At 64.3% G+C, this 21,217-nt stretch carries 23 protein-coding genes; 10 read left to right on the forward strand and 13 right to left on the reverse strand.

The features are described 5' to 3' along the window. Positions 1 to 66 precede the first annotated feature (66 nt). The 7 genes from LPB73_RS20070 to mutL all read left to right on the forward strand — a co-directional run bounded on the left by LPB73_RS20070 (position 67) and on the right by mutL (position 7,489). Positions 67 to 780, forward strand: a complete 714-nt coding sequence (locus LPB73_RS20070; protein ID WP_089263592.1) for a hypothetical protein — start codon at positions 67 to 69, stop codon at positions 778 to 780. Between the two features lie 129 nt (positions 781 to 909). Continuing rightward, the gene (locus LPB73_RS20075) at positions 910 to 2,307 is read left to right on the forward strand and encodes a M16 family metallopeptidase (RefSeq protein WP_231077951.1); all 1,398 of its coding nucleotides are present in this window, start codon (positions 910 to 912) and stop codon (positions 2,305 to 2,307) included. 29 nt (positions 2,308 to 2,336) lie between these two features. Next, positions 2,337 to 3,671, forward strand: a complete 1,335-nt coding sequence (locus tag LPB73_RS20080; RefSeq protein ID WP_414716914.1) for a M16 family metallopeptidase — start codon at positions 2,337 to 2,339, stop codon at positions 3,669 to 3,671. A gap of 9 nt (positions 3,672 to 3,680) precedes the next feature. After that, positions 3,681 to 4,580, forward strand: coding sequence for a ketopantoate reductase family protein (locus LPB73_RS20085; protein ID WP_231077952.1), 900 nt, complete (start codon positions 3,681 to 3,683; stop codon positions 4,578 to 4,580). Positions 4,581 to 4,638: 58 nt separating this feature from the next. Further along, positions 4,639 to 5,055, forward strand: a complete 417-nt coding sequence (arfB, locus tag LPB73_RS20090; protein WP_089263593.1) for an alternative ribosome rescue aminoacyl-tRNA hydrolase ArfB — start codon at positions 4,639 to 4,641, stop codon at positions 5,053 to 5,055. A gap of 48 nt (positions 5,056 to 5,103) precedes the next feature. Next, a complete protein-coding gene (locus LPB73_RS20095; protein WP_231077953.1) occupies positions 5,104 to 5,499 on the forward strand; it encodes a VOC family protein in 396 nt (131 codons plus the stop codon). Between the two features lie 169 nt (positions 5,500 to 5,668). Further along, the gene (gene mutL, locus LPB73_RS20100) at positions 5,669 to 7,489 is read left to right on the forward strand and encodes a DNA mismatch repair endonuclease MutL (protein WP_231077954.1); all 1,821 of its coding nucleotides are present in this window, start codon (positions 5,669 to 5,671) and stop codon (positions 7,487 to 7,489) included. A 111-nt stretch (positions 7,490 to 7,600) separates the two neighbouring features. Here mutL and LPB73_RS20105 read toward each other — a convergent pair whose 3' ends face one another. From LPB73_RS20105 to LPB73_RS20115, 3 genes are all read right to left on the reverse strand, one after another. Then, entirely contained in the window at positions 7,601 to 7,990 is a 390-nt protein-coding gene (locus LPB73_RS20105; RefSeq protein WP_089261869.1) for a VOC family protein, read from the reverse strand. 23 nt (positions 7,991 to 8,013) lie between these two features. Next, a complete protein-coding gene (gene rsmD, locus LPB73_RS20110; RefSeq protein ID WP_231077955.1) occupies positions 8,014 to 8,568 on the reverse strand; it encodes a 16S rRNA (guanine(966)-N(2))-methyltransferase RsmD in 555 nt (184 codons plus the stop codon). A 209-nt stretch (positions 8,569 to 8,777) separates the two neighbouring features. Continuing rightward, complete coding sequence (locus LPB73_RS20115; protein ID WP_231077956.1) at positions 8,778 to 11,111, reverse strand: pseudouridine synthase; 2,334 nt, start codon at positions 11,109 to 11,111, stop codon at positions 8,778 to 8,780. A 160-nt stretch (positions 11,112 to 11,271) separates the two neighbouring features. Between LPB73_RS20115 and LPB73_RS20120 the strand changes: the two genes are divergently transcribed. Further along, a complete protein-coding gene (locus tag LPB73_RS20120; protein WP_199712026.1) occupies positions 11,272 to 11,718 on the forward strand; it encodes a nucleoside deaminase in 447 nt (148 codons plus the stop codon). Here LPB73_RS20120 and LPB73_RS20125 read toward each other — a convergent pair. The 6 genes from LPB73_RS20125 to LPB73_RS20150 all read right to left on the reverse strand — a co-directional run bounded on the left by LPB73_RS20125 (position 11,689) and on the right by LPB73_RS20150 (position 15,784). Further along, the gene (locus tag LPB73_RS20125) at positions 11,689 to 11,943 is read right to left on the reverse strand and encodes a DUF6894 family protein (RefSeq protein ID WP_120288571.1); all 255 of its coding nucleotides are present in this window, start codon (positions 11,941 to 11,943) and stop codon (positions 11,689 to 11,691) included. The two genes, LPB73_RS20120 and LPB73_RS20125, sit on opposite strands and share 30 nt — an antisense overlap. A gap of 68 nt (positions 11,944 to 12,011) precedes the next feature. Continuing rightward, positions 12,012 to 13,295, reverse strand: a complete 1,284-nt coding sequence (gene purD, locus LPB73_RS20130; protein WP_120288570.1) for a phosphoribosylamine--glycine ligase — start codon at positions 13,293 to 13,295, stop codon at positions 12,012 to 12,014. A gap of 103 nt (positions 13,296 to 13,398) precedes the next feature. Continuing rightward, positions 13,399 to 13,902, reverse strand: coding sequence for a DUF6622 family protein (locus LPB73_RS20135; protein ID WP_120288569.1), 504 nt, complete (start codon positions 13,900 to 13,902; stop codon positions 13,399 to 13,401). A gap of 35 nt (positions 13,903 to 13,937) precedes the next feature. Beyond that, the gene (locus LPB73_RS20140; protein WP_120288568.1) at positions 13,938 to 14,240 is read right to left on the reverse strand and encodes a winged helix-turn-helix domain-containing protein; all 303 of its coding nucleotides are present in this window, start codon (positions 14,238 to 14,240) and stop codon (positions 13,938 to 13,940) included. A 1-nt stretch (position 14,241) separates the two neighbouring features. Beyond that, complete coding sequence (locus tag LPB73_RS20145; protein WP_231077957.1) at positions 14,242 to 14,793, reverse strand: hypothetical protein; 552 nt, start codon at positions 14,791 to 14,793, stop codon at positions 14,242 to 14,244. A 4-nt stretch (positions 14,794 to 14,797) separates the two neighbouring features. Then, positions 14,798 to 15,784: an alpha/beta fold hydrolase gene (locus tag LPB73_RS20150; RefSeq protein WP_120288567.1), complete on the reverse strand. Its 987-nt coding sequence runs from the start codon at positions 15,782 to 15,784 to the stop codon at positions 14,798 to 14,800. Positions 15,785 to 15,906: 122 nt separating this feature from the next. Here LPB73_RS20150 and xseA point away from each other — a divergent pair, with 122 nt between their 5' ends. Then, on the forward strand, positions 15,907 to 17,505 hold the full coding sequence (gene xseA, locus LPB73_RS20155; RefSeq protein ID WP_120288566.1) for an exodeoxyribonuclease VII large subunit: 1,599 nt from the start codon (positions 15,907 to 15,909) through the stop codon (positions 17,503 to 17,505). A 121-nt stretch (positions 17,506 to 17,626) separates the two neighbouring features. Then, complete coding sequence (locus LPB73_RS20160) at positions 17,627 to 17,854, forward strand: DUF2093 domain-containing protein (RefSeq protein ID WP_089261889.1); 228 nt, start codon at positions 17,627 to 17,629, stop codon at positions 17,852 to 17,854. A gap of 47 nt (positions 17,855 to 17,901) precedes the next feature. Here LPB73_RS20160 and lpxK read toward each other — a convergent pair whose 3' ends face one another. From lpxK to LPB73_RS20180, 4 genes are read right to left on the reverse strand one after another with little or no spacing between them, the layout of a single operon-like run. Continuing rightward, positions 17,902 to 18,912, reverse strand: a complete 1,011-nt coding sequence (gene lpxK / locus LPB73_RS20165) for a tetraacyldisaccharide 4'-kinase (RefSeq protein WP_120288565.1) — start codon at positions 18,910 to 18,912, stop codon at positions 17,902 to 17,904. Further along, positions 18,905 to 20,209 (reverse strand): 3-deoxy-D-manno-octulosonic acid transferase, encoded by a 1,305-nt coding sequence (locus LPB73_RS20170; protein WP_120289130.1) that lies wholly within the window; start codon positions 20,207 to 20,209, stop codon positions 18,905 to 18,907. Before LPB73_RS20170 ends, lpxK begins: the two co-directional genes overlap by 8 nt. Continuing rightward, entirely contained in the window at positions 20,202 to 20,915 is a 714-nt protein-coding gene (locus LPB73_RS20175; RefSeq protein ID WP_120288564.1) for a lysophospholipid acyltransferase family protein, read from the reverse strand. Before LPB73_RS20175 ends, LPB73_RS20170 begins: the two co-directional genes overlap by 8 nt. Continuing rightward, a complete protein-coding gene (locus LPB73_RS20180) occupies positions 20,912 to 21,157 on the reverse strand; it encodes a DUF4170 domain-containing protein (RefSeq protein WP_068733639.1) in 246 nt (81 codons plus the stop codon). The genes LPB73_RS20175 and LPB73_RS20180 overlap by 4 nt, the downstream gene beginning before the upstream one ends. Positions 21,158 to 21,217: the final 60 nt, after the last annotated feature.

Below are 21,217 nucleotides of genomic sequence, written 5' to 3' on the forward strand. Positions count from 1 at the left end.
GCGGAACCGCACCAGGATTCTTCGGATTCTTGCCGATCCGCCAGATATTTGAACAGGATGAACACGATGCGCGAGACCGAAACCGGTTGGGCTCTGCACACTTCATCGGGCGCCTGGATGCGCGCCCTGCGCCTTACCGCCGTTGCCCTTAGCGTTGGTCTCGTGATGTCCGCAGGCGCCGCACGTGCCCAGGATGCCGAGGAAGAAGACCAACCGTTCGAGCAGAAGGTGATCAAGCAGATCATGACCGGTCTCGGCGGCACCAATATGGAAAACACCGGGATCGATTATCGTGAGCGCTCGCCGCTGGTGGTGCCGCCGAAGATCGACCTGCCGCCACCGGATGCCAAGGGCCCCGCGCCTGTCGCGAACTGGCCGAAGGATCCGGATGTACAGCAGCGCCGCGCAGCCGCCGCCAACGCCAAGACCGGACGTCCGGAAGAAGTGCTGGAAGCCGCGCGCCCGTTGACCCCGCGCGAGATGGCGCCGAAGCGCGCACGTGGCGCCTCGTCCGCCGTGGACAATTCCTCACCAGGCGATCCGAACAAGAACATCGTGCTGAGCCCGAAGCAGCTCGGCTATGAGGGTGGCCTGTTCAAGAACATGTTCGGCAGCAACAAGGGTGAGACCGCCGAATTCAAGGGCGAGCCGACACGCGAGTCGCTGACCCAGCCGCCGGCCGGTTACCAGACGCCTGCCTCGGGCTATGCCTATGGCACCGGGCCGAAGGAAACCATGAAGAACGATTACAACATCAACCCGATGACGGGTAAGTTCTGATCGCAGCGCTCCCTTTGCGCCGCCATTCCAAAGACGTCCTTTCACTGCGATCAGCCTGCACGCGCGGATGTGTCCCGCGCGATGGCTTGGTCACGCCTTTCCCCATGCTTTGGAGCTATTAGCCCCGCCATGACCTCTTCATTCCGACTTGCCGCACGATCCGTCGCAGTCGTCGCTTTGCTGCTGGCTCCCGCCCTCGCCATATCGGGCGCCCGCGCACAGACGGTGACGGCGAAGCCGCCAACCACGTTCAAGCTCGATAACGGCATGCAGGTCGTGGTGATCGAGGATCACCGCACGCCCGTCGTGACGCAGATGATCTGGTATAAGGTCGGCTCGGCCGATGAGACGCCGGGCAAGTCAGGCTTGGCGCATTTCCTCGAACATCTGATGTTCAAGGGCACCGCGAAACATCCGGTCGGTGAATTCTCGCAGACCGTGCAGCGCGTCGGCGGCGAGGAGAACGCTTTCACCTCGACCGACTATACCGGCTACTACCAGCGCATCAGCAAGGACCAGCTGGGCAAGATGATGGAATTCGAGGCCGATCGCATGACCGGCCTGGTGCTGAAGGACGAGAACGTGCTGCCCGAGCGCGACGTCGTGCTGGAAGAATACAACATGCGCGTCGCCAACAGCCCGGATGCCCGGCTGTCCGAGCAGATCATGGCCGCGCTCTATCTCAACCATCCCTATGGCCGCCCGATCATTGGCTGGCATCAGGAAATCGAGAAGCTCGACCGCGAGGACGCGCTCGCCTTCTACAAGCGCTTCTACGCCCCCAACAATGCGACGCTGATCATCGCCGGCGATGTCGACCCGGCGGAAATCCGCCCGATGGTAGAGCGCACCTATGGCGTGGTCCCGGCACAGCCGGCGATCCCCGAACGCCGCATGCGCCCACAGGAGCCGACGCCCGCCGCGCCGCGCACGGTGACGCTCGCCGATCCGCGTGTCGAACAGACAAGCCTGCGCCGCTATTATCTGGTGCCGTCAGCCACCACCGCTGCGGCCGGCGAGAGCCAGGCGCTCGATGTGCTCGGCCAGTTGATCGGCGGCGGCGCGAACTCATATCTCTACCGCGCCCTCGTCATCGACAAACAGCTCGCGATCAATGCCGGTGCCAGCTACCAGGGCACGGCCCTCGACAGCGCACAGTTCATGATTTCAGCCTCGCCGAAGCCGGGCACCGAATTCGCCGATATCGAAAAGACCATCGACGCGGTGATCGCCGACCTCGCGACCAACCCGGTGCCGGCTGCCGACCTCGAACGCGTCAAGACGCAGCTCGTCGCCGAGGCCACCTATGCGCAGGACAGCCAGGCCTCGCTGGCGCGCTGGTATGGCGCGGCACTCACCACGGGCCTCAGCGTCGAGGACATCCGTAGCTGGCCCGACCGCATCAAGGCGGTCACCGCCGAGCAGGTGCGCGCAGCCGCGCAGACCTGGCTCGACAAGAAGCGCTCGGTCACCGGCTATCTGGTCAAGGATACATCTGCGCCGAAGCGCGAGGAGAAGCGGTCGTGAGCATCATCTTCAACGCCGGCCGCCTCGGCATTGCCGTCGCTACCGCCTTCTCACTCGTCACCCTGACGGTGACGCCATCTTTCGCCGCGGCCAAGGTGCAGCGGCTCGTGACGCCAGGCGGCATCGAAGCCTGGTTCGTGCAGGATGCAACCGTTCCCCTGATCGCAATGGAATATGCGTTCGGCGGCGGTGCGGCACAGGATCCGAAAGATAAATCCGGCACCGCCAACATGGTGGCCAGCCTGATGGACGAAGGCGCGGGCGATCTCGATTCCACGACCTTCCGCGATCGCATGGAACGCCGCGCCATCGAGCTCAACTTCAACGCCCAGCGCGATTACCTGCGTGGCTCACTGCGCATGCTGAAAGAGCATCGCGACGAGGCGTTCGACCTCGCCCGCCTCGCTTTGACGTCGCCACGCTTCGATGCCCCCGATGTCGAGCGCATCCGCGCGCAGATCATGTCCGGCCTGCGCCGCGAAACCTCGAACCCGAATTCGCTGGCGACGCGCAAGTTTCTGCAGGTGGCATTCGGCGACCATCCCTATAGCCGACCGTCCAACGGCAGCCTGACCGACGTGCCGACCATCAATGTCGATGACATCAAGGCCTACAAGCAACGCATCGTCGCGAAGGACACGCTGAAGATTGCCGTGGTCGGCGACGTCGATTCCGATACGCTCGCGGCATTGCTGGACAAGACCTTCGGTGGCCTGCCCGCCAAGGCGACACTGACGCCGGTCCCGGAAGTCACAGCGGCCAAGCCGCCGCAGAAGGAATCCGTGACGCTGGACGTGCCGCAGACGGTCATCACCTTCGGCAGCCCGGGCGTCAAACGCGACGATCCGAACTTCATGGCTGCCTATATCGTCAATCACATCCTCGGCGGCGGCACGCTGTCATCGCGGCTGTATCACGAAGTGCGCGAGAAGCGCGGCCTGGTCTATTCCGTCAGTGGCTCGCTGCTGTGGATGCAGCATTCCGGCATCTATATCGGCAGCACCGCGACTCGCGCCGACCGCGCCACCGAGACGGTCGATACCGTGACCAGCGAAGTGAAACGCATGGCCGAGCAGGGTCCGACCCAGCGCGAGCTGGACGAGGCGAAGTCCTATCTCAAGGGCTCGCAGATGCTGGCGCTCGACACCTCATCGAAACTGGCCGGCGCGCTGTTGCAATACCAGCTCGACAGACTGCCGATCGATTACATCGAGAAGCGCAATGCCGTGGTCGATGCGGTGACGCTGGACCAGGCCAAGGCGGCCGCGAAGAAGCTGTGGGCGGATGGCCTGCTGACCGTCGTCGTCGGACGCGCGCCGCAGGCGGCCGCAGCGCCGGTAGCCCCGGCACCGAAGGCCAACTGAGGCGCCGCCATGCGGATCGCGGTGATCGGTGCTGGCGCGGTCGGCTGTTACTATGGTGCAAAGCTGCTGCGCGCCGGCCATGACGTGACATTGGTCGGACGCCAGACCCATGTCGATGCGATCAATGCGAACGGCCTTCGGTTCGAGAGCGCCGAGTTCGACGGTTTCATTCCGGCGAAGGCGATGACGCAGATCGCCGATCTCGCGCCGCCGGATCTCGTTCTGTTCGCCGTGAAGTCCGGCGATACCAGTTCGGCAGCCGCGCTCAAACCTGTGCTCAAAGCCAATTCCATCGTGCTGAGCCTGCAGAACGGCGTGGACAATCCGCAGCGCCTGCGCGCCATCCTCAGCCAGCCGGTGATCGCTGCAGCGGTCTATGTGGCCGCCGAGATGCCGGGTCCAGGCCACATCAAGCACAACGGACGCGGCGAACTGATCATTGGCGCATCGCCCGAGAGCGAAAGGCTGGCGAAGCTGCTGTCCGATGCGGGCGTGCCGACCACCGTCGCCAGCGATATCGACACGGTGCAGTGGTCGAAGCTCATCAACAACTGCGCCTATAATGCATTATCGGCCGTGGCTGGCATCGCCTATGGCGAGATGTTCAAGGTCCAGGGCGTGCCTGACATCGTCACCAATGCCGTCGTGGAATGCATGGCGGTGGCGCGCGCCTGCGGCGTGTCGCTGCCCGCCGACCTCCTGGACAAGACCCTCGCCCTCGCCGCTAGCATGCCGCTTCAGCAATCGTCGACGTCGCAGGATCTCGCGCGTGGCAAGCCGTCGGAGATCGACTTCCTCAACGGCTTCATTGTCCGGAAAGGCGCCGAGCACGGCATTCCGACGCCGACCAACCATGCGCTGCAGGTCATGGTGAAGCTGGTCGAGCGCAGCGGATCGCGGCGCGCCTAGCGGCGCATTTCAACGCGCAGGCTTGCCCGGATGTATGGCGGATGTGCTACGGAGGATCATGCTCCGGATCACGCGCTCCATTGCCATCGACGAAGACGATATTGATATCGTCTTCGTCCGCGCGTCCGGACCCGGCGGGCAGAACGTCAACAAGGTCTCCACCGCCGCGCAGTTGCGCTTCGACAGCCGCAAGCTGGCGCTGCCGGAGGACACCGCGATCCGCCTGCGCACCCTCGCCGGCCAGCGCATGACCAAGGACGGCGTGATCGTGATCCACGCCCAGCGCTTCCGCACCCAGGAGCGCAACAAGGCCGACGCCATCGAGCGGCTGGTCGAACTGATGCAGGAAGCCGCCTTCCGGCAGGCGCCGCGGCGGGCCACCAAACCGACGCTCGGCTCGAAGATGCGCCGCCTCGATGGCAAGAAGCGCCGCAGCGACGTCAAGGCCGGCCGCGGCGGGCGTTTTGACGACTGAGCCGCGCCCCACACAACAAGCCAGACCACTTTTTCCAGGAATTTCCCGATGGCCAAACCCGTTCATTCCATGATCCGCGTGCTCGACGAAGCACGCGCACTGGATTTCTACAAACGCGCTTTTGGCCTCGAGATTGCCGAGCGCATCGCATTTCCCGACTTTGCGCTGATCTATCTGCGCCATCCCTCCTCGCCCTTCGAGCTCGAATTGACGGTGAATTTCGACCGTACCGAGCCCTATGTGCTGGGCGACGGCTACGGCCATCTCGCGGTTGTCGTAGACGACGTGGCCGCGGAACATGCCCGCTTCGAGGGCGAGAAGCTTGCGCCCGGTCCGCTGCGCGATTTCAAACATGAGGGCCGCACGCTGGCGCAATTCTTCTTCGCCACCGACCCCGACGGCTACAAGATCGAGGTGATCCAGAAAGGCGGCCGATTCGCTTAAAGCGTTTTCGAGCGAAGTGGATACCGGTTCGCGTCCAGAAAACGCGTCAAAACAAAAAGCCAGAACCGGGGAAAAGCGGGCTGCGGCGGGGACATCGGGCGCCCGGGGCCATAGAATGGCGCTTGAGGTTCCCTACATATCCCCGACCCGTCACCACGCCCCGAGATCCATGCCCGTTCGCCAGCTCCCAGAAACCATCGTCAACCGCATCGCCGCCGGCGAGGTGGTGGAGCGGCCGGCCAGCGTGGTGAAGGAGCTGGTGGAGAATGCCATCGATGCCGGCGCCTCCCGGGTCGAGATCTTCACCGATGGCGGCGGACGGCGAAAGATTGCCATCACCGACGACGGCGGCGGCATGACCCATGCCGATCTCACGCTTGCCGTGGATCGCCACGCCACCTCGAAGCTCGATGACGAGGACCTGCTGCAGATCCGCACGCTTGGCTTTCGCGGCGAGGCGCTGCCCTCCATCGGGTCTGTCGCGCGGCTGAGCATCACCACACGCCACGCGTCGGAACCGCATGCCTGGTCGCGTACCGTCGATGGCGGCGAGAAATCTGACATCGCGCCCGCCGCGCTGTCGCAGGGCACCCGCGTCGAGGTCAGCGATCTGTTCTACGCGACGCCTGCCCGGCTGAAATTTCTCAAGACCGACCGCACCGAAGCCGAAGCGATCCGCGAAGTCGTCCGCCGCCTCGCAATGGCGCGGCCGGATATCGCCTTCACCATGGCCGGCGAAGAACGCGCACCGGTAACATGGGCGGCGGCCCTGCCCGGTCCGGCCGGACGGTTGACGCGGCTCGGCGATATTCTCGGACCTGAGTTTCGTCTCAGTGCCATCGAAGTGCGCAGCGAGCGCGAAGGCGTGGTGGTTGAAGGTTTTGCTGCCGCGCCATCGCTGACCCGCGCCAATGCGCTTGGACAGTATCTGTTCGTCAATGGCCGTCCGGTCCGCGACAAGCTGATCATCGGCGCGGTGCGCGCGGCCTATTCCGACTATCTGCCCCGCGACCGCCACCCGATCGTCGCGCTGTTCGTCACGCTCGACCCGCAGGAGGTCGATGCCAATGTGCATCCGGCCAAGACCGAAGTGCGTTTCCGCAACGCCGGGCTGGTGCGCGGGCTGATCGTGCATGCCCTGAAAGAAGGCCTCGCCCGTGAGGGACGCCGCACGGCGGCCAATAGCGACGGCGCCGTGCTGGACTCGTTCCGCCCCAACTTCGCTCCGAATTTCGCGCCGCGTGCAAATGCGAACTGGGACTGGCAGCGCTCGCCGGCCTATCCGGTCAATCCAATGCCGGGCTTCGATGGTTCGGCGGCGTTTGCCGAACGCAGCCAGGCGGCTTTCGATGTCGGCACGCCCACGGCCGATGTGCGTTTCGAAGAGACGCCGCAGACCGATCTGGTCGACCGGCCGCTCGGTGCCGCGCGTGCGCAGGTGCATGAGAACTACATCATCGCGCAGACCCGCGACGGCATGATCGTGGTCGATCAGCACGCCGCGCATGAACGTATCGTCTATGAGCGGCTGAAGGCATCGCTGGCCGCCAATGGCGTGCAGCGGCAGATACTGCTGATCCCCGAGATCGTCGAAATGGACGAGGCCATCGTGGAGAAACTGTTCGATCGCGCCGAGGAACTCGCAAGCTATGGCCTCGCCATCGACAGTTTCGGCCCCGGCGCCATTGCCGTGCGCGAGACGCCGTCGCTGCTCGGCAAGACCAATGCCGCATCGCTGCTGCGCGATCTCGCCGAACACATGGCGGAATGGGACGAAGCCCTGCCGCTGGAGCGCCGCCTGCTGCATGTGGCCGCGACCATGGCCTGCCACGGTTCGGTGCGCTCAGGCCGCCGGCTGCGACCCGAGGAAATGAACGCGCTGCTGCGCGAGATGGAAGACACGCCGAATTCCGGCCAGTGCAATCACGGCCGGCCGACTTATGTCGAGCTGAAACTCAGCGATATCGAGAAGCTGTTCGGGCGACGATAGACCCCTCAGCCATCATTGCGAGCGCAGCGAAGCAATCCAGAGCCGCAAGCGAAGACTGGATTGCCGCGTCGCTTCGCTCCTCGCAATGACGTGGACGGGCTGGTGCTCGACTCACGTATATTTCGGATCGCGCTCGAGCAGCTCGATCGACACGCCCTGCGGGGCGCGGATGAAGCAGATGCGCAGGCCGGGCTTGAGCGTATGCGGCTCCTTGGTGAACTCCACACCCTTGGCCTTCAGCGACGCGGCCACCGCATCGATGTCCTTCACCTTCAGGCCGAAATGGTCGAGGCCCTGATAGGGCGTGACCGGCGGCGGGTTGACGCCCATCTCCGGCGTCACCGGGGCGAGGAAGATCATTCCGCCGCCGAGCCTGATATCGATGCGGCCGGGCGCGCGCAGTATCTCTGCACCGAGCATATCGGCAAACCACTGCGCGGTGGCTTCGGTGTCCGGCGTGCGGATATGGACATGATCCCAAGTGTATTCGATCGCAGACATCGGCGGCTCCTTTTGACGTCTTCTTACACAGATCGCAGAAATGTAAACTCGGTATCGTCATAGGCGCGGCGCTCGAGTTCTTCGAACCCTTCCGGCGCTGCGAACGCAACATCCTTCGCCTCTTCCACCACCAGCAGAGCGCCCGGCGTCAGCCACCCGCCATCGCGCAGCGAGGCCAGCGATTTCTCGGCGAGCTTCATGCGATAGGGCGGGTCGAGGAACACCAGCGAGAACGGCTCGACCGGATGGGCGGGGCCGAGATCGGCGGCATCGCGGCGATACACTTTGGTCACGCCGCCGAGACCCAGCGCCTCGACATTGTTGCGGAGCAAGGCGCGCGCCTCGGAACCGTTATCGACGAACAGCGTGAACTTGGCGCCGCGCGATACGGCCTCGATGCCGAGCGCACCGGTGCCGGCAAACAGATCGAGCACGCGCGCGTCCTCGATCGGACTCTCGTAAGCGTGGATCAGGATGTTGAACAGTGCCTCGCGCAGTCGATCCGCCGTGGGACGGATCGCCTGCGTCGTGGGCGACGCGATGTTGCGGCCCTTCAGCCGGCCACCGACGACACGCATCAGATGCCTCGTTTGAAAAGTGGCAAAGCCACCGCAGGTGTAGCGTGGTGCCCTCCCCCCTTGCGGGGGAGGGTGGCGCGAAGCGCCGGGAGGGGGGTGAGCCACAAACGTCGGAGCTCCGGGTTACCCCCCTCCCCGACCCTCCCCCGCAAGGGGGGAGGGAGCACAACTGCCGTCGCGATGCACATCGTACTTCTCTTTGACTTCTCTTACGCGTCCCGCGGCTTCAGATCGCGCTTGCCGTGATAGCCGCGCTTCGGCTTCTTCGGCGGGCCGCCGAAGGTAGCTGCGTCCTCGTTGCGGGCACGCGACTCTTCCGAGCCGGCGCGCTGCACCAGAATGCGACGGCCCTTGCGGTCTTCCACCGTGGAGCGCTTCAGAACCGGCTTCTTCACGATCACCGGGTCGAGCGACACATCGCCCTTGCTGGGCAGTTGCCGGCCGAAATCGGCGCCCGAGGCATCCGCGATCTTCTCACCAAGCTGCTCGCGCAGCACGCGGGTCTTCACCTCGTCGACCTGGCCTTCCTCGATCTCGCCGAGCTGGAACGGACCGTAGGAGATGCGGATCAGCCGGTTCACCTCGAGGCCCAGATGCGCCAGCACGTTACGCACTTCGCGGTTCTTGCCTTCGCGGATTGCGAACACGATCCAGACATTGGCGCTCTTGTCGCGTTCCAGCGTCGCATCGATCGAGCCGTATTTGACGCCATCGACCTCGACGCCGTTCTTGAGCTCGTTGAGCTGCGCCTGCGTGACTTCGCCATGGGCGCGAACGCGATAGCGGCGCAGCCAGCCGGTCTCCGGCAGTTCGAGCGTGCGCGCGAGGCCGCCGTCATTGGTCAGCAGCAGCAGGCCTTCGGTGTTGAAATCGAGCCGGCCGATGGAGATCAGGCGCGGCAGGCCTTCGGGCAGATGATCGAACACCGTCGGCCGTCCCTCGGGATCGGCGTGGGTCGTCATCAGGCCGCGCGGCTTGTGATACAGGAACAGGCGCGTGCGCTCCGGCGCCGGCAACGGCTTGCCGTCGACGGTGATCACGTCGTTGGTGCTGACGTCCAGCGCCGGCGAATTGATCACGCGGCCATTGACGGCAACACGGCCCTGCGTGACCCATTCCTCGGCATCGCGGCGCGAGCACAGGCCCGCGCGCGACACGACCTTGGCGATACGCTCGCCGGCCTTCTTGGCCGCGGGAACGCGCGCCGGGCGGCGCGCTTCCGGATCGCGCTCGCGATATTCACCACGGCCGCCGAATGCAGGACGCTTGGCGAAAATCCTGCTGTCGTCCTCATTCTCGCGACGCGGACGCTCGTCGCCGTCGCGAGCCTCGCTGCGACCATGCTCCTGCCAGTCGGTGCGGCCACGCGGCTCGCGCGGACGATCGAAGCTTGGACGGTCCTCACGCGGACGCGAGAAACGCGGACGCTCACTGTCGCTACGCTCCGGCCGATCATCGCGCGAACGCTCGAATTTTGGCCTGTCGAATTTCGGACGATCGAAATTGCGCGCGCCATCGCGCGGCGGACGCGCGCTGCGGCTGCCGCGATCATCCGATCCGCCTTCGCGCTTCTGCCAGGGCTTCTGCTCGCTGCGATCAGGGCCACGCTCGAAATCACGCCCACCACGATCACCGCGATCTCCACGATCGCTGAAGCTCTTGCGCGGACCGCCACGATCCGGCGCGCCACGCGAGAACTTCTTGTCGCCGCCAAATTTCTTCTCGGCGCTGAAAGGCCGGTCGCCACGCGGACGATCTCCGTCACGCGACGGGCGCGGGCTGAACGGACGATCGCCTTGCGGACGATCACTGCGATCACGCTGTGGGCGTTCGTTGCGATCGCCTTGCGGACGATCAAAGCGCGGACGCGGACGATCACCATCGCCGCCGCGGAAACCTTCGCCACGCGGCGTATAGGGGCGCTTCTCGCCACCACCATCACGCGATGCATATGGCTTCTTGTCACCGAACTTCTTGTCGGAGAAACGTCCGGCCGGACGCGCATCGCCGCGGTCGCCACGCGGGGCGCGGTCATCCCTGTTGAAATTCGGACGGTCGCCGCGCGGTGCGTCGCCGCGCGGGCTATAGGGACGTTTGTCGCCGCCACCGGCGCGCGGCGCATACGGGCGCTTCTCGCGGTCGCCGAAATCCTTGCGCGGACCGCGGTCCGGACGATCGCCTCCGCCGCTACGCGCAGGACGGTCGTCGCGGTTGAAGCGGGCCGGACGCGCATCGTCACGATCGCGTCGCGGCGCATCGCCGTAGTCACGGCGCGGCGCGCGGTCGTCATCGCGCTTGCCGGCGTAAGGCTTCGATCCAAAAGACTTGGCGCCAAAAGATTTGCCGCCAGACGGCTTGCCACCGAAAGATCGCTTCTCGCCGCCGCCAGCACCGGGCGGCTTCGGGGTGTATGTGCCGTCGCGCTTGGCGAATTTCTTGTCGGGTCCACGTGCGGCGCCGGAGCGGCCCTTGCCGGCTCCGCCTTTGCCACCGGGTGGCCGGCCGCGCGAGGGGCCGTTGTTTTTGTCGTTGTCGCGGGGCATGAAGGGTCTCACTGCAGCGGAAGCTGAATTGGGTTGAGCGGTGCGGACAGGGTTCGCGGGCCGAAAATGCGCGCTCATTGGGGCGCATTCTCACGCAAAACCAGTATCCACTTTTGCTGAATGCAACTCCGTAGCAGAGTTTTGCGCAGGAAACGAGCCGTTGACCGCACCTTCTTTCATGGATCTGGCGCTGAAAGCGGCCGAAAGCGCCGGAAATGCCGGCGAAGTCCCCATCGGCTGCGTCATCGTCGGGAATAACGAGGTGATCGCCACGGCCGGCAACCGGACCCTCCGGGACCGCGACCCGACCGCCCATGCCGAAGTCCTGGCGATCCGGGAGGCGGCCGCAAGGCTCGGCAGCGAGCGGCTGGTCGACTGCGACCTGTATGTGACCCTGGAGCCCTGCACCATGTGCGCGGGCGCAATCTCCTTCGCCCGGATCCGGCGGCTGTATTACGGCGCAGCCGATCCCAAGGGCGGCGGGGTCGATTCCGGCGTGCGCTTCTTCGCTTCGCCGACCTGCCACCACGCGCCGGAGGTCTATCCGTCCGTGGGCGAAACCCAGTCCGCCGCGCTGTTACGAGAGTTTTTTAAAGCGCGGCGCTGAGGCTTTGCTGGCGGCTATATCGACGGGAATACGGGTTACTTCGTGCCCGTCTTCGTGAATGACGCAAATATGGCGCTCATGGTCCTCATGCGTCGCCAATCGCGTGCTGACTTCGTCGGCGATCACATAAGCCTGTGCAATCGCTTCGGCGTCGCTGCGCAGCTCCCGACCAGCGTGGTCGCGCTGTGTCGTGCCGTTCTTGAGGTCGAAATAATAGTGCGCCATGGGTACCTCACAGCCCCATCAACGCGCCATACAACCTTCGGTTCCCCAAGAGGAACCCCTGAATACCGTTATTTGCCCTTGCGCTCCCGCGCCACCGCCTGCCAGCCGATATCGCGGCGGCAGAAACCTTCGGGCCAGTTGATCAGGCCGATGGCTTCATAGGCACGGCGCTGGGCCTCAGCGACGGTCTTGGCGGACGCCGTCACATTGAGGACGCGGCCACCATTGGCGAGAATCCAGTCGCCGGATGCCTTGGTCCCCGCATGGAAAATCTCGACACCCTCGATCTTCTCGGCCCGGTCCAAGCCGGCGATGCGCGTGCCCTTGTCGTAGTCGCCGGGATAGCCCTTCGTGGCCATCACCACCGTCAGCGCCGGATCCGGGAACCAGCGCAGATCGAAATTCTTGAGCTGCCCGTCACAGCAGGCAATCAGCGCCGGCAGCAGATCCGACATCATACGGACCATCAGCACCTGGCACTCCGGATCGCCGAACCGGGCATTGTATTCGACGAGTTTCGGCCCCTGCTCGGTCACCATGACGCCGGCATAGATCACGCCCTTATAGGGCGTCCCCATGGCGCTGAGCGCGCGCAGGGTCGGCATGATCATCTCGTCCATTACCTGCGCGCAGAGCGCCTCGGTCATGACAGGCGCCGGCGAATAGGCGCCCATGCCACCGGTGTTCGGGCCCTTGTCGCCGTCGAAGGCGCGCTTGTGGTCCTGCGCAGTTGCCAGCGCCAACGCGTGCTCGCCATCGCACAGCGCGAAGAACGAGGCTTCCTCGCCCTGCATGAACTCCTCGATCACGACTTCCGCACCGGCCTCGCCGAAGCCGCCATCGAACATCATGTCGACCGCGTCCAGCGCCTCGGCTTCAGACATCGCCACCACAACGCCCTTGCCAGCGGCGAGGCCATCGGCCTTGACCACGATCGGTGCGCCCTGGGTCCCGATATAGGCCTTGGCAGACTCTGCATCATGGAAATGGCCGTAGGCCGCAGTCGGGATGTTGTTGGCCCGGCACAGTTCCTTGGTGAAGCTCTTCGAGCTTTCCAGTTGGCCGGCGGCTTTACTGGGTCCGAATGCCTTGATGCCGACGGCAGCAAGATCGTCGACGATGCCCGCCGCTATCGGGGCATCCGGGCCGACCACGACGAAATCGACCTTGTTCACCTTACAGAAATCAATCACGGCCGCATGGTCGGTGATATCCACCGCCACGCATTCGGCCTCCCGGGCGATGCCGGCATTACCTGGCGCGCACCAGAGCTTGGTCAGCAGCGGCGACGCGGCCAGTTTCCACGCCAGCGCGTGTTCGCGACCACCGGAACCGATGAGGAGAATGTTCATAACCAGCCAGACCAATTGCAATCAAACACGCCCATCGTTTAGCACGGCGCGTCGGGACAGCAATCAGTGGTCTGAGTAATCAACTGGCCAGGCGGCCAACCCGTCAAGCGACGGCGACACTTGTTTCCGCGCGATAGCGGCGGATCAAAGCCACCGTCCAGCCAAGGAAATAACCGGCGCACGCCCCTGACACCAATTGACCGATCAGCGGGACGGCAGCACCCGAACCCAGCTTCATCGCGGTTGCGACCGCCACGGCATATTGCAGCAGAAAGACCGACAGGTTGCGGATCAGGGGCAGCCAGCTCCCGGGGCGCAGAATGGTGCCGTCCTGCCGATCGACCGTCATCTCGCCGGGGCCGATCCACAGAGCGACGGCCGCCATCACGATTGCCGCTGCCAGCCATGCCCCGATCAGATGCATTTGGCCGCCGGCAAAGATCAGCCGCGACATCCCCATCAGGAGAAACACCATCGGAACGATCAGCAAACGGCGCAGCTCTGTCTTTCGCGGCCGAAACGACAGGCTTCCGAGCCAGATCAGCAGCACCAGCAACGCGAACACCCAGATCGGCGTGTTGGTCAGAATGCGCCACGCGATGTCCATGACAATCTCCAGAGCTTTACGTTACTTGCTTTGCTCTACTTGCCTTCCGCAGTTGCAATGATCTCACGCAACGTCGCGACGTGCCGCGCGAAGGCACCACGCCCGGTCGCGGTGGCCGTCACCGTTGTCTGCGGCTTCTTGCCGACAAAGGCCTTTTCGACGCTGACATAACCGGCTTTCGCCAAGGTCTCGATATGTGCGCCGAGATTGCCATCGGTGGCGCCGGTCAGTTTCTTCAATCGCGGGAAATCCAGCCCCTGTGTCGGATGCAATGCGTTCAGCGCTGCCATGATCTTGAGCCGCAGAGGCTGATGGATGATGTCGTCGAGTTCGGCCATGTCAGCTGCGCCGCATCCAGAGGCCACCGAGCAACAGGCCGCCGCCATTGACGACAGCCATCCAGAGCGTGAACCACGGTCCGGCGAAGAAGTAACCGAGCAGCGTCAGCGCGATCACGCTCATGCCGATCACGACAAAGACGCGGCCGAACCAGAACCCTGTCATCACGTAAGGCAACATGAAGTAAGTCGTCCAGAACGCGCCGATCTGCCGCGGCGCCATGTTCCCGAAAACGATGCTCCACAGACAGCCAAAAGCCACGAACGCAATGAAAGCTGCCGTCGCGCGGGCATCGAAGGTACTGACGCCTTCGCGCTTCTTGTTGAGGGCCCCGATGATGATCGCGCAGATAACACCCGCGACAATGACGACCGACCAGATGACGGGAGCCGCAGCAGGCGCAAAGAACGAGAGCAGATAACCGATAAAAGTCGCAACGCCCCATAGAATGAGCATCGTGCTGGCGTGCCGATAGAATACCGACTGCCGGACCAGCCGACTGAGGCTCTCGATCTCCATCAACGCAGCGCTGGCTTCCTGGCTGTTGATCACTGTGTCACCTCGTTGCGAGATCGTCGGCGACGACGGCGACGAAACTTGCCGTGCTGACGACGTCCATATGATTTGCGTTGTCGAGGACGCGCACGTCGATATTGGCCTTCGACTGCATCGCCTCGCGATATTTGTCGGCGAACATCAGCTCGTCATTGCGCCCGGCGATGACCGATATGGGTCCATTCGCCGGATCGAGATCGAGGCGATAGTCACGATGCGTGCCAAAATTCTGCAGCAGCCGAAATGAATATTCGGACGTCAGAATGCGTGTCGACCCCGGTTGCACGGCAAAGGCAACCACCGGGAGCTGCGAACAGCACGTCACCCCGAATGACTGCAGCACACTCAGCGCGATGATGCGCGGCACATTCGGACTGGCCCATCCGCCTGCGTTCTCGCGTGTGGATGGCGACTTCAGGCCGAGATAGGGTGACAGCAGAACGGTGCGTGCGAAAAGCCCCTGATTGGCAGACCCTGCCACGCGCAGCGCAAACCCGCCGCCCGACGAATGCCCGGCGAGCGTCAGTGGCGACGCCAGCCCCTGCCCGCGCAAATGGCCGACGAGATCTGCGAGATCATCGTCGAGCTGCCCGAGATAGGCGATATCGCCGCGGGTCCCCGACGCGCCATGGCCGCGCATGTCGGGAGCGATGCTTTCGACGCCCCGCGCGGCAAGCGCTTTTGCGAGAGCGTGCACCGCGATGCTCGATCCCGACGAGCCATGAATGAGAAGTGCGGCACGGTTCACGGACGGTCCGGATGGCGTGTAGCGCCGGTAGGCCAGATTCGAGCCGTCTCTCGCCTGGAAATACTGCAGTGGCGGAACGTCGCCGCGATACGCACTGCGCGCCGTGTCCGCAATGGAGGCCAGTGCCTTGGGCCGGGAAACCGGCACCGCAATCATGCCGGCCAGCACCAGGGCCGCCAGACCCACCGCAGCAAGGAGCCAAACGATGCCACGGACCGCGAAGGTCAATATCGACGCCATAATACCCGCCATTCTCTGAATGCAGATAACTCTGTATAACAGAGTTATCTGCAAATCAATATCTGATTGGCGTTTTGCGACCGACATCCCTACTTTGCGACGATCCTGAAAGCCGAGATTCGATGCCCAAAGCCGCCACCCCCCTCACCAATTCCCCCGAATTCACCGTCTCCGAGCTGTCCTCAGCCCTGAAACGGACGGTGGAAGACACATACGGGAACGTGCGGGTGCGCGGCGAGATCTCCGGCTTTCGCGGGCCGCATTCGTCCGGCCACTGCTATTTCTCGCTCAAGGACGAGAGCGCCAAGATCGAGGCGGTGATCTGGAAGGGCGTCCATGGCCGAATGCGCTTCAAGCCGCAGGAAGGCCTCGAAGTCATCGCCACCGGCAAGCTGACCACCTATCCAGGCTCGTCGAAATACCAGATCGTCATCGAGGCCATCGAACCCGCCGGCGTCGGCGCGCTGATGGCGCTGATGGAAGAGCGCAAGCGAAAGCTCGGCGCGGAAGGTCTGTTCGACGAAGCGCGCAAGCAGTTGCTGCCATGGCTGCCGGAGGTGATCGGCGTGGTGACGTCGCCGACCGGCGCTGTCATTCGCGACATCCTGCATCGCCTTGAAGACCGTTTCCCGCGCCGCGTACTGGTCTGGCCGGTGAAAGTTCAGGGCGAAGGTTCGGCGGAGCAGGTCGCGGCCGCGATTCATGGCTTCAATGCGCTGCCGGCGGGCGGCGCCATTCCGCGGCCGGATCTGCTGATCGTCGCGCGCGGCGGCGGCTCGCTGGAAGACCTGTGGTCGTTCAACGAAGAGATCGTGGTGCGTGCTGCCGCCGAGAGCATGATCCCGCTGATCTCGGCCGTGGGCCACGAGACCGACATCACGCTGATCGATTTCGCCGCCGACAAGCGCGCGCCGACGCCGACAGCGGCCGCCGAAATGGCGGTGCCCGTGCGCGCCGAACTGATGGTGGAGATATCCGGCTTCGAGCGCCGCATGATGCTGTGCTGGCAGCGCGGGCAGGAATCCCGCCGCAACGAACTACGCGCCGCAGCGCGTGCTCTGCCGGATCTCAGCGAACTGCTCGCCATTCCGCGCCAGCGTCTCGATGGCGCAACCGCATCGCTGCCGCGTGCGTTGAAGGCCAATACCCACGCGCATCATCGCCGCTTCGCGCAGGCCAGCGCCGGGCTGACGCTGCGCGTCCTGCGCGCACAGATCGCCCATGCCACGCAGCGACTGACGGTATCGGGCGAACGGTTGAGCCTCTCCGCGCGTGCCCTGCTGCGGCAGCGCCGCGATCGTTTCACTGGCCTTGAAGCACGATTGAAGGCCTCCAAGCTCGCCAATGCGCAGGCGCGGCGCAATGCCATCACGCGCGACCGGGAGCGCGCTCTGCGCCTTGCCGAACGCGCGCGCCGTGCATTGACGACACTGGTGCAGCGCCAGCAGGCACGCGTACAGGCGTCGAGCCAGCTGCTCGGTGCCCTCTCCTATCGCAGCGTGCTGGCCCGCGGCTTTGCGCTGGTGCGCGACGAGCAAGGCGCGGCACTGCATGCCGCCGCCACTGTCGGAGCGGGCGCGCGCCTGAGCATCGAATTCGCCGATGGCCGCGTCGGCGTGACCGCCGATGGCGACCGCACGGCCGCTGCGCGTGAAGCAAAGCCTGTGTCGCCGGCCGCGCCGAAAAAGGCGACGAAAATCGATCAGGGCAGCCTGTTCTAGAGGTTACGCGGGCCGCCTTTATTGGGCGACGCCGCGGCCCTATTTATGCTACGAGATGACGACATTCAGGGCCGGTGACCAATCCGGCAAGATGACTTAGTGACGATCCAGGAGACCAGCCGTGCTGAACAAATTTGGCCCCTCGGGCCACGGCGAAGCCCAGTTGCAATATCTCGACGGCGATTTCCGCGTGGTGTCACCCGGCACCTATGTGACTTGTGCCATTACAGGCGAGCGCATTCCGCTGGACGAGTTGAAATACTGGAGCGTCGATCGTCAGGAAGCCTATGCGGTGCCGAATGCGGTGCTGGCGCGGCATTATCCGGACGCCGTGAAGGGTCAGAAGTAAGCTCGTATCGGTCGTTCCGTAGGTGAGCACGCTTCGCTTTGCCCACCTTACATTCTGAGCGTCTTCACTCTTGCCCGATTGAGCTTCTCGACCACGAAAGCCTGCAGCGCCGCCTTGTCTTCGAAGGCCAGCGTGACGGCGAATGGTACGATCTCCGCCGCGGCCGGCATGCTGCTGAGCTTGACGATGTCCTTCTCTGTCGTCACCAGCACTAGCCCATCAGGCTTCGCCTGCGCGACCAACGCGTCGATCTCAGCGGGCGCATACGGGTGGTGATCGGCGAAGGCCTTCTCCACAGCCACGTCCACACCTGCATGACGCAACGTGCGGAAGAAGCGTTGGGGATCGCCGATTCCCGCAAAGGCCAGCACGCGCCTGCCGCGCAGAGCCGCCACTGACGTCTCGTCCGGCACGAGGCGCGCCGTCAACACCGGACCGCCCTTGCCCGCGACCAGCGCCGCCACGCCCGTCGCCGCAACACCATCGCCAATCACCACGAGCGCATCGGTGCGTGCGATCTGCAGATCGAGCGGCGCGCGCAAAGGTCCCGCGGGCAGCACACGGCCGTTGCCGAGACCGCGATTGCTGTCGATCACAATGAACGACGCGTCCTTGACGAGCGCAGGGTTCTGGAAGCCGTCATCCATCACGATCACGCTCGCGCCGGTCGAGCGCGCCAGTGCGGCGCCCGCGACGCGATCCCCGGAGATCACCACCGGCACCTGTCGTGCCATCATCAGCGGTTCGTCGCCAACATCTGCCGCCACGTGCCTGGACGGATCGACTTTCACCGGTCCGCGCAGTCTGCCGCCATAGCCGCGACTGAGCACCACCGGTACCTCACCAAGATCGCGCAGCACGTGTACCAGTGCCAATGTCGTAGGTGTCTTGCCGGCACCGCCGACGTGATAATTGCCGACGCAAAGAACGGGAATGCCGACATCGACGCCCTTGCGCGCCATGCGGCTACCTGCGACTTCGCCATAGATGGCGCCAAGCGGCATCAGCAGACGCGACAACCATGTCGATGGCGGCCGCCAGAACGCGGGCTCACGCATCCTGCGCTCCCGCTTCGAGCCGGAGCTGCATCAAATAAGGCTCCAGCGCATGCAGCGTACGGTCGAGCGCACCGCCAAGCCGTTCAACCACGCGACGCCCGGCCTCGATCGCGGCATCGCGTGCCGCCTCGTTACCGAGCATCTGGCCGAGCTGTTTCACCAATTGCTCGGAGGAGTCGGCAAGCTTTGCACCGCCGGCGCCATCCAGCGCCTCATAGACATCGGTGAAATTGAAGACGTGCGGACCATGCACCACGGACGCACCGAGCTTCACGGCTTCGATCGGGTTCTGCCCACCGTGCGGCACCAGCGAGCCGCCGATGAACACCACCGGTGACAGGCGATAGAACAGGCCGAGCTCGCCCATGGTGTCGGCGACATAGATATCAGTGCCTGCATGCGGCAACTCCTCGCGCGAGCGCAAGGCAACCTGCGCACCTGCCACCGTGATCATCTGCGCGATATCCGCCCCGCGATGGGCGTGGCGCGGCACGATGACCGTCAGCAATTTCGGGAAGAAACTTGTCAGCGTCTTGTGGGTCTCGAGGATGATTTCTTCTTCGCCGGGATGCGTCGAGGATGCGACGATGATGGGGCGACCGCGCGTCACCGCCATGAGCTTGTCCAGCTTCACGGCGTCGCCCGGCGGCGCCTGCACGTCGAGCTTCAGATTGCCCGTGACAACAACGCTGCGCGACCCCAATGCGCTGAAGCGCTCGGCGTCGGTTTCGGACTGCGCCAGGCAAATTTCGAAACGGCCGAGCAAGGCGCCGATGGTTGCCGAGAATTTCTGCCAGCGTGGAAACGAGCGCTGCGACATGCGCGCATTGATCAGCACCATCGGCAGACGGCGTTTGGCGGCGGAAATGATCAGGTTCGGCCACAGATCGCTCTCGATAAACAGTGCCAGACTCGGCTTCCAGTGATCGAGGAAGCGCGCCACGAAACGCGGTGAATCATAGGGAATGTATTGATGGATGATATCGGCCGGAAAGCGCTTGGCGATGATCTCGGCCGAGGTCACCGTGCCCGACGTCAGCAGAATGCGCATACCCAGCGCGCGCAGCCGCTCGATCAGCGCCGCCGCCGCCAGCACTTCGCCGACGCTGGCGCCGTGAATCCAGACCAGCGGCCCGGCGGGGCGCTCGATCTGCGAGATGCCGCGACGCTCGTCGAGGCGCGCGGGATCTTCCTTGTTCTTTTTCAGCCGTTGCCTGATCAGGACCGGCGCAAGCGGCGTCAGCGCCGCCGACAATCTGCGATAGGCGCGCAGCGTGATCGGCAGCGCGTTAGGCACGACCCGCACCTTCCGGCCGACCTACCGCGTCATAGGCACGCTGCGTGGCCTCGTTCAGCGTGGATTCGAGCTGCAGGCGCAGCGCCTCCATCGTGGCAGCGTCGGCATCGGCAGGAACGCTCAGGGGTTCACCGCCGACCAGTACGCCGCGACCGAAAGGCAGATTGATCGTGGTGCGGTCCCAGTTGTTGAGCTGGACGTAGCGGCTGGTGGCCATGGCAAACGGCATGATCGGCCGGCCGCTTTCACGCGCCAGCATGATGATGCCCATGCCGGCGACACGCGAGCGCTTCGGCACGTCGGCGGTCAGCGCCATATTGATACCGCGCTCCAGCACCCGCACCATTTCCTTGAACGCACCGACACCGCCCTTGCGGTGAAATGCGCCGCCGTGATCGCCGGAGCCGCGGACGGTGGCAATGCCAAGACGCTCGGCAGCCAGCGCGTTGAACTCGCCGTCGCGATGCTTCGAGATCAACACCGCGCCGCGATAGTCCTTCTGCCGGATGAACGGCGTCATGAAATGCTGGCCATGCCAGAACGCCAGAATGACCGGCATCTGCGGCTCGACGATGTCATAGACATCGACGGGATCGAAGGTGAAGGTGTTGGTCTTCCAGACCAGACGCAAAAATTCGGCCGCAAGAAAACCCGCGGCGCGCTGAACCCAGCTGCTGCGCAGCGTGTTTCGGAGCAGTCGTTTCAAGCGGTCGGCTTCGCGTCTTGACCCGGATCGAGCAGCCGATGGAGATGGACGATGAAGTAGCGCATGTGCGCGTTGTCGACGGTCTGCTGCGCCTTGGCCTTCCAGGCGACAAATGCCGTCGCGTAATTCGGATAGACGCCGACGACTTCAACCTGGCTGAGATCCTTGAACGTCGTCTCTTTCAGGTTGGTCAGCTCGCCCCCGATGACCAGATGAAGCAGTTGCTGTGGTGTGTCAGACATGAATCCTGTTCCTGCAGCGACCGGCTGCGATCCGATAAGTCAAAGATAGTGGTGCAGCCG

Origin of the sequence: Tardiphaga sp. 37S4, assembly GCF_021044645.1 — a bacterium.
In the GTDB taxonomy this organism is placed as follows: Bacteria; Pseudomonadota; Alphaproteobacteria; order Rhizobiales; family Xanthobacteraceae; genus Tardiphaga; species Tardiphaga robiniae.

Coding starts and splice junctions, on each gene's coding strand:
- rsmD (WP_231077955.1), bottom strand. CDS start 8,568: ATGCGTGTCGTCGGTGGCCGGCTGAAGGGCCGCAACATCGCGTCGCCC.
- LPB73_RS20070 (WP_089263592.1), top strand. CDS start 67: ATGCGCGAGACCGAAACCGGTTGGGCTCTGCACACTTCATCGGGCGCC.
- LPB73_RS20115 (WP_231077956.1), bottom strand. CDS start 11,111: ATGCCCCGCGACAACGACAAAAACAACGGCCCCTCGCGCGGCCGGCCA.
- LPB73_RS20075 (WP_231077951.1), top strand. CDS start 910: ATGACCTCTTCATTCCGACTTGCCGCACGATCCGTCGCAGTCGTCGCT.
- xseA (WP_120288566.1), top strand. CDS start 15,907: ATGCCCAAAGCCGCCACCCCCCTCACCAATTCCCCCGAATTCACCGTC.
- LPB73_RS20135 (WP_120288569.1), bottom strand. CDS start 13,902: ATGGACATCGCGTGGCGCATTCTGACCAACACGCCGATCTGGGTGTTC.
- LPB73_RS20095 (WP_231077953.1), top strand. CDS start 5,104: ATGGCCAAACCCGTTCATTCCATGATCCGCGTGCTCGACGAAGCACGC.
- LPB73_RS20150 (WP_120288567.1), bottom strand. CDS start 15,784: ATGGCGTCGATATTGACCTTCGCGGTCCGTGGCATCGTTTGGCTCCTT.
- LPB73_RS20105 (WP_089261869.1), bottom strand. CDS start 7,990: ATGTCTGCGATCGAATACACTTGGGATCATGTCCATATCCGCACGCCG.
- arfB (WP_089263593.1), top strand. CDS start 4,639: ATGCTCCGGATCACGCGCTCCATTGCCATCGACGAAGACGATATTGAT.
- LPB73_RS20180 (WP_068733639.1), bottom strand. CDS start 21,157: ATGTCTGACACACCACAGCAACTGCTTCATCTGGTCATCGGGGGCGAG.
- LPB73_RS20140 (WP_120288568.1), bottom strand. CDS start 14,240: ATGGCCGAACTCGACGACATCATCCATCAGCCTCTGCGGCTCAAGATC.
- LPB73_RS20085 (WP_231077952.1), top strand. CDS start 3,681: ATGCGGATCGCGGTGATCGGTGCTGGCGCGGTCGGCTGTTACTATGGT.
- purD (WP_120288570.1), bottom strand. CDS start 13,295: ATGAACATTCTCCTCATCGGTTCCGGTGGTCGCGAACACGCGCTGGCG.
- LPB73_RS20125 (WP_120288571.1), bottom strand. CDS start 11,943: ATGGCGCACTATTATTTCGACCTCAAGAACGGCACGACACAGCGCGAC.
- mutL (WP_231077954.1), top strand. CDS start 5,669: ATGCCCGTTCGCCAGCTCCCAGAAACCATCGTCAACCGCATCGCCGCC.
- lpxK (WP_120288565.1), bottom strand. CDS start 18,912: ATGCGTGAGCCCGCGTTCTGGCGGCCGCCATCGACATGGTTGTCGCGT.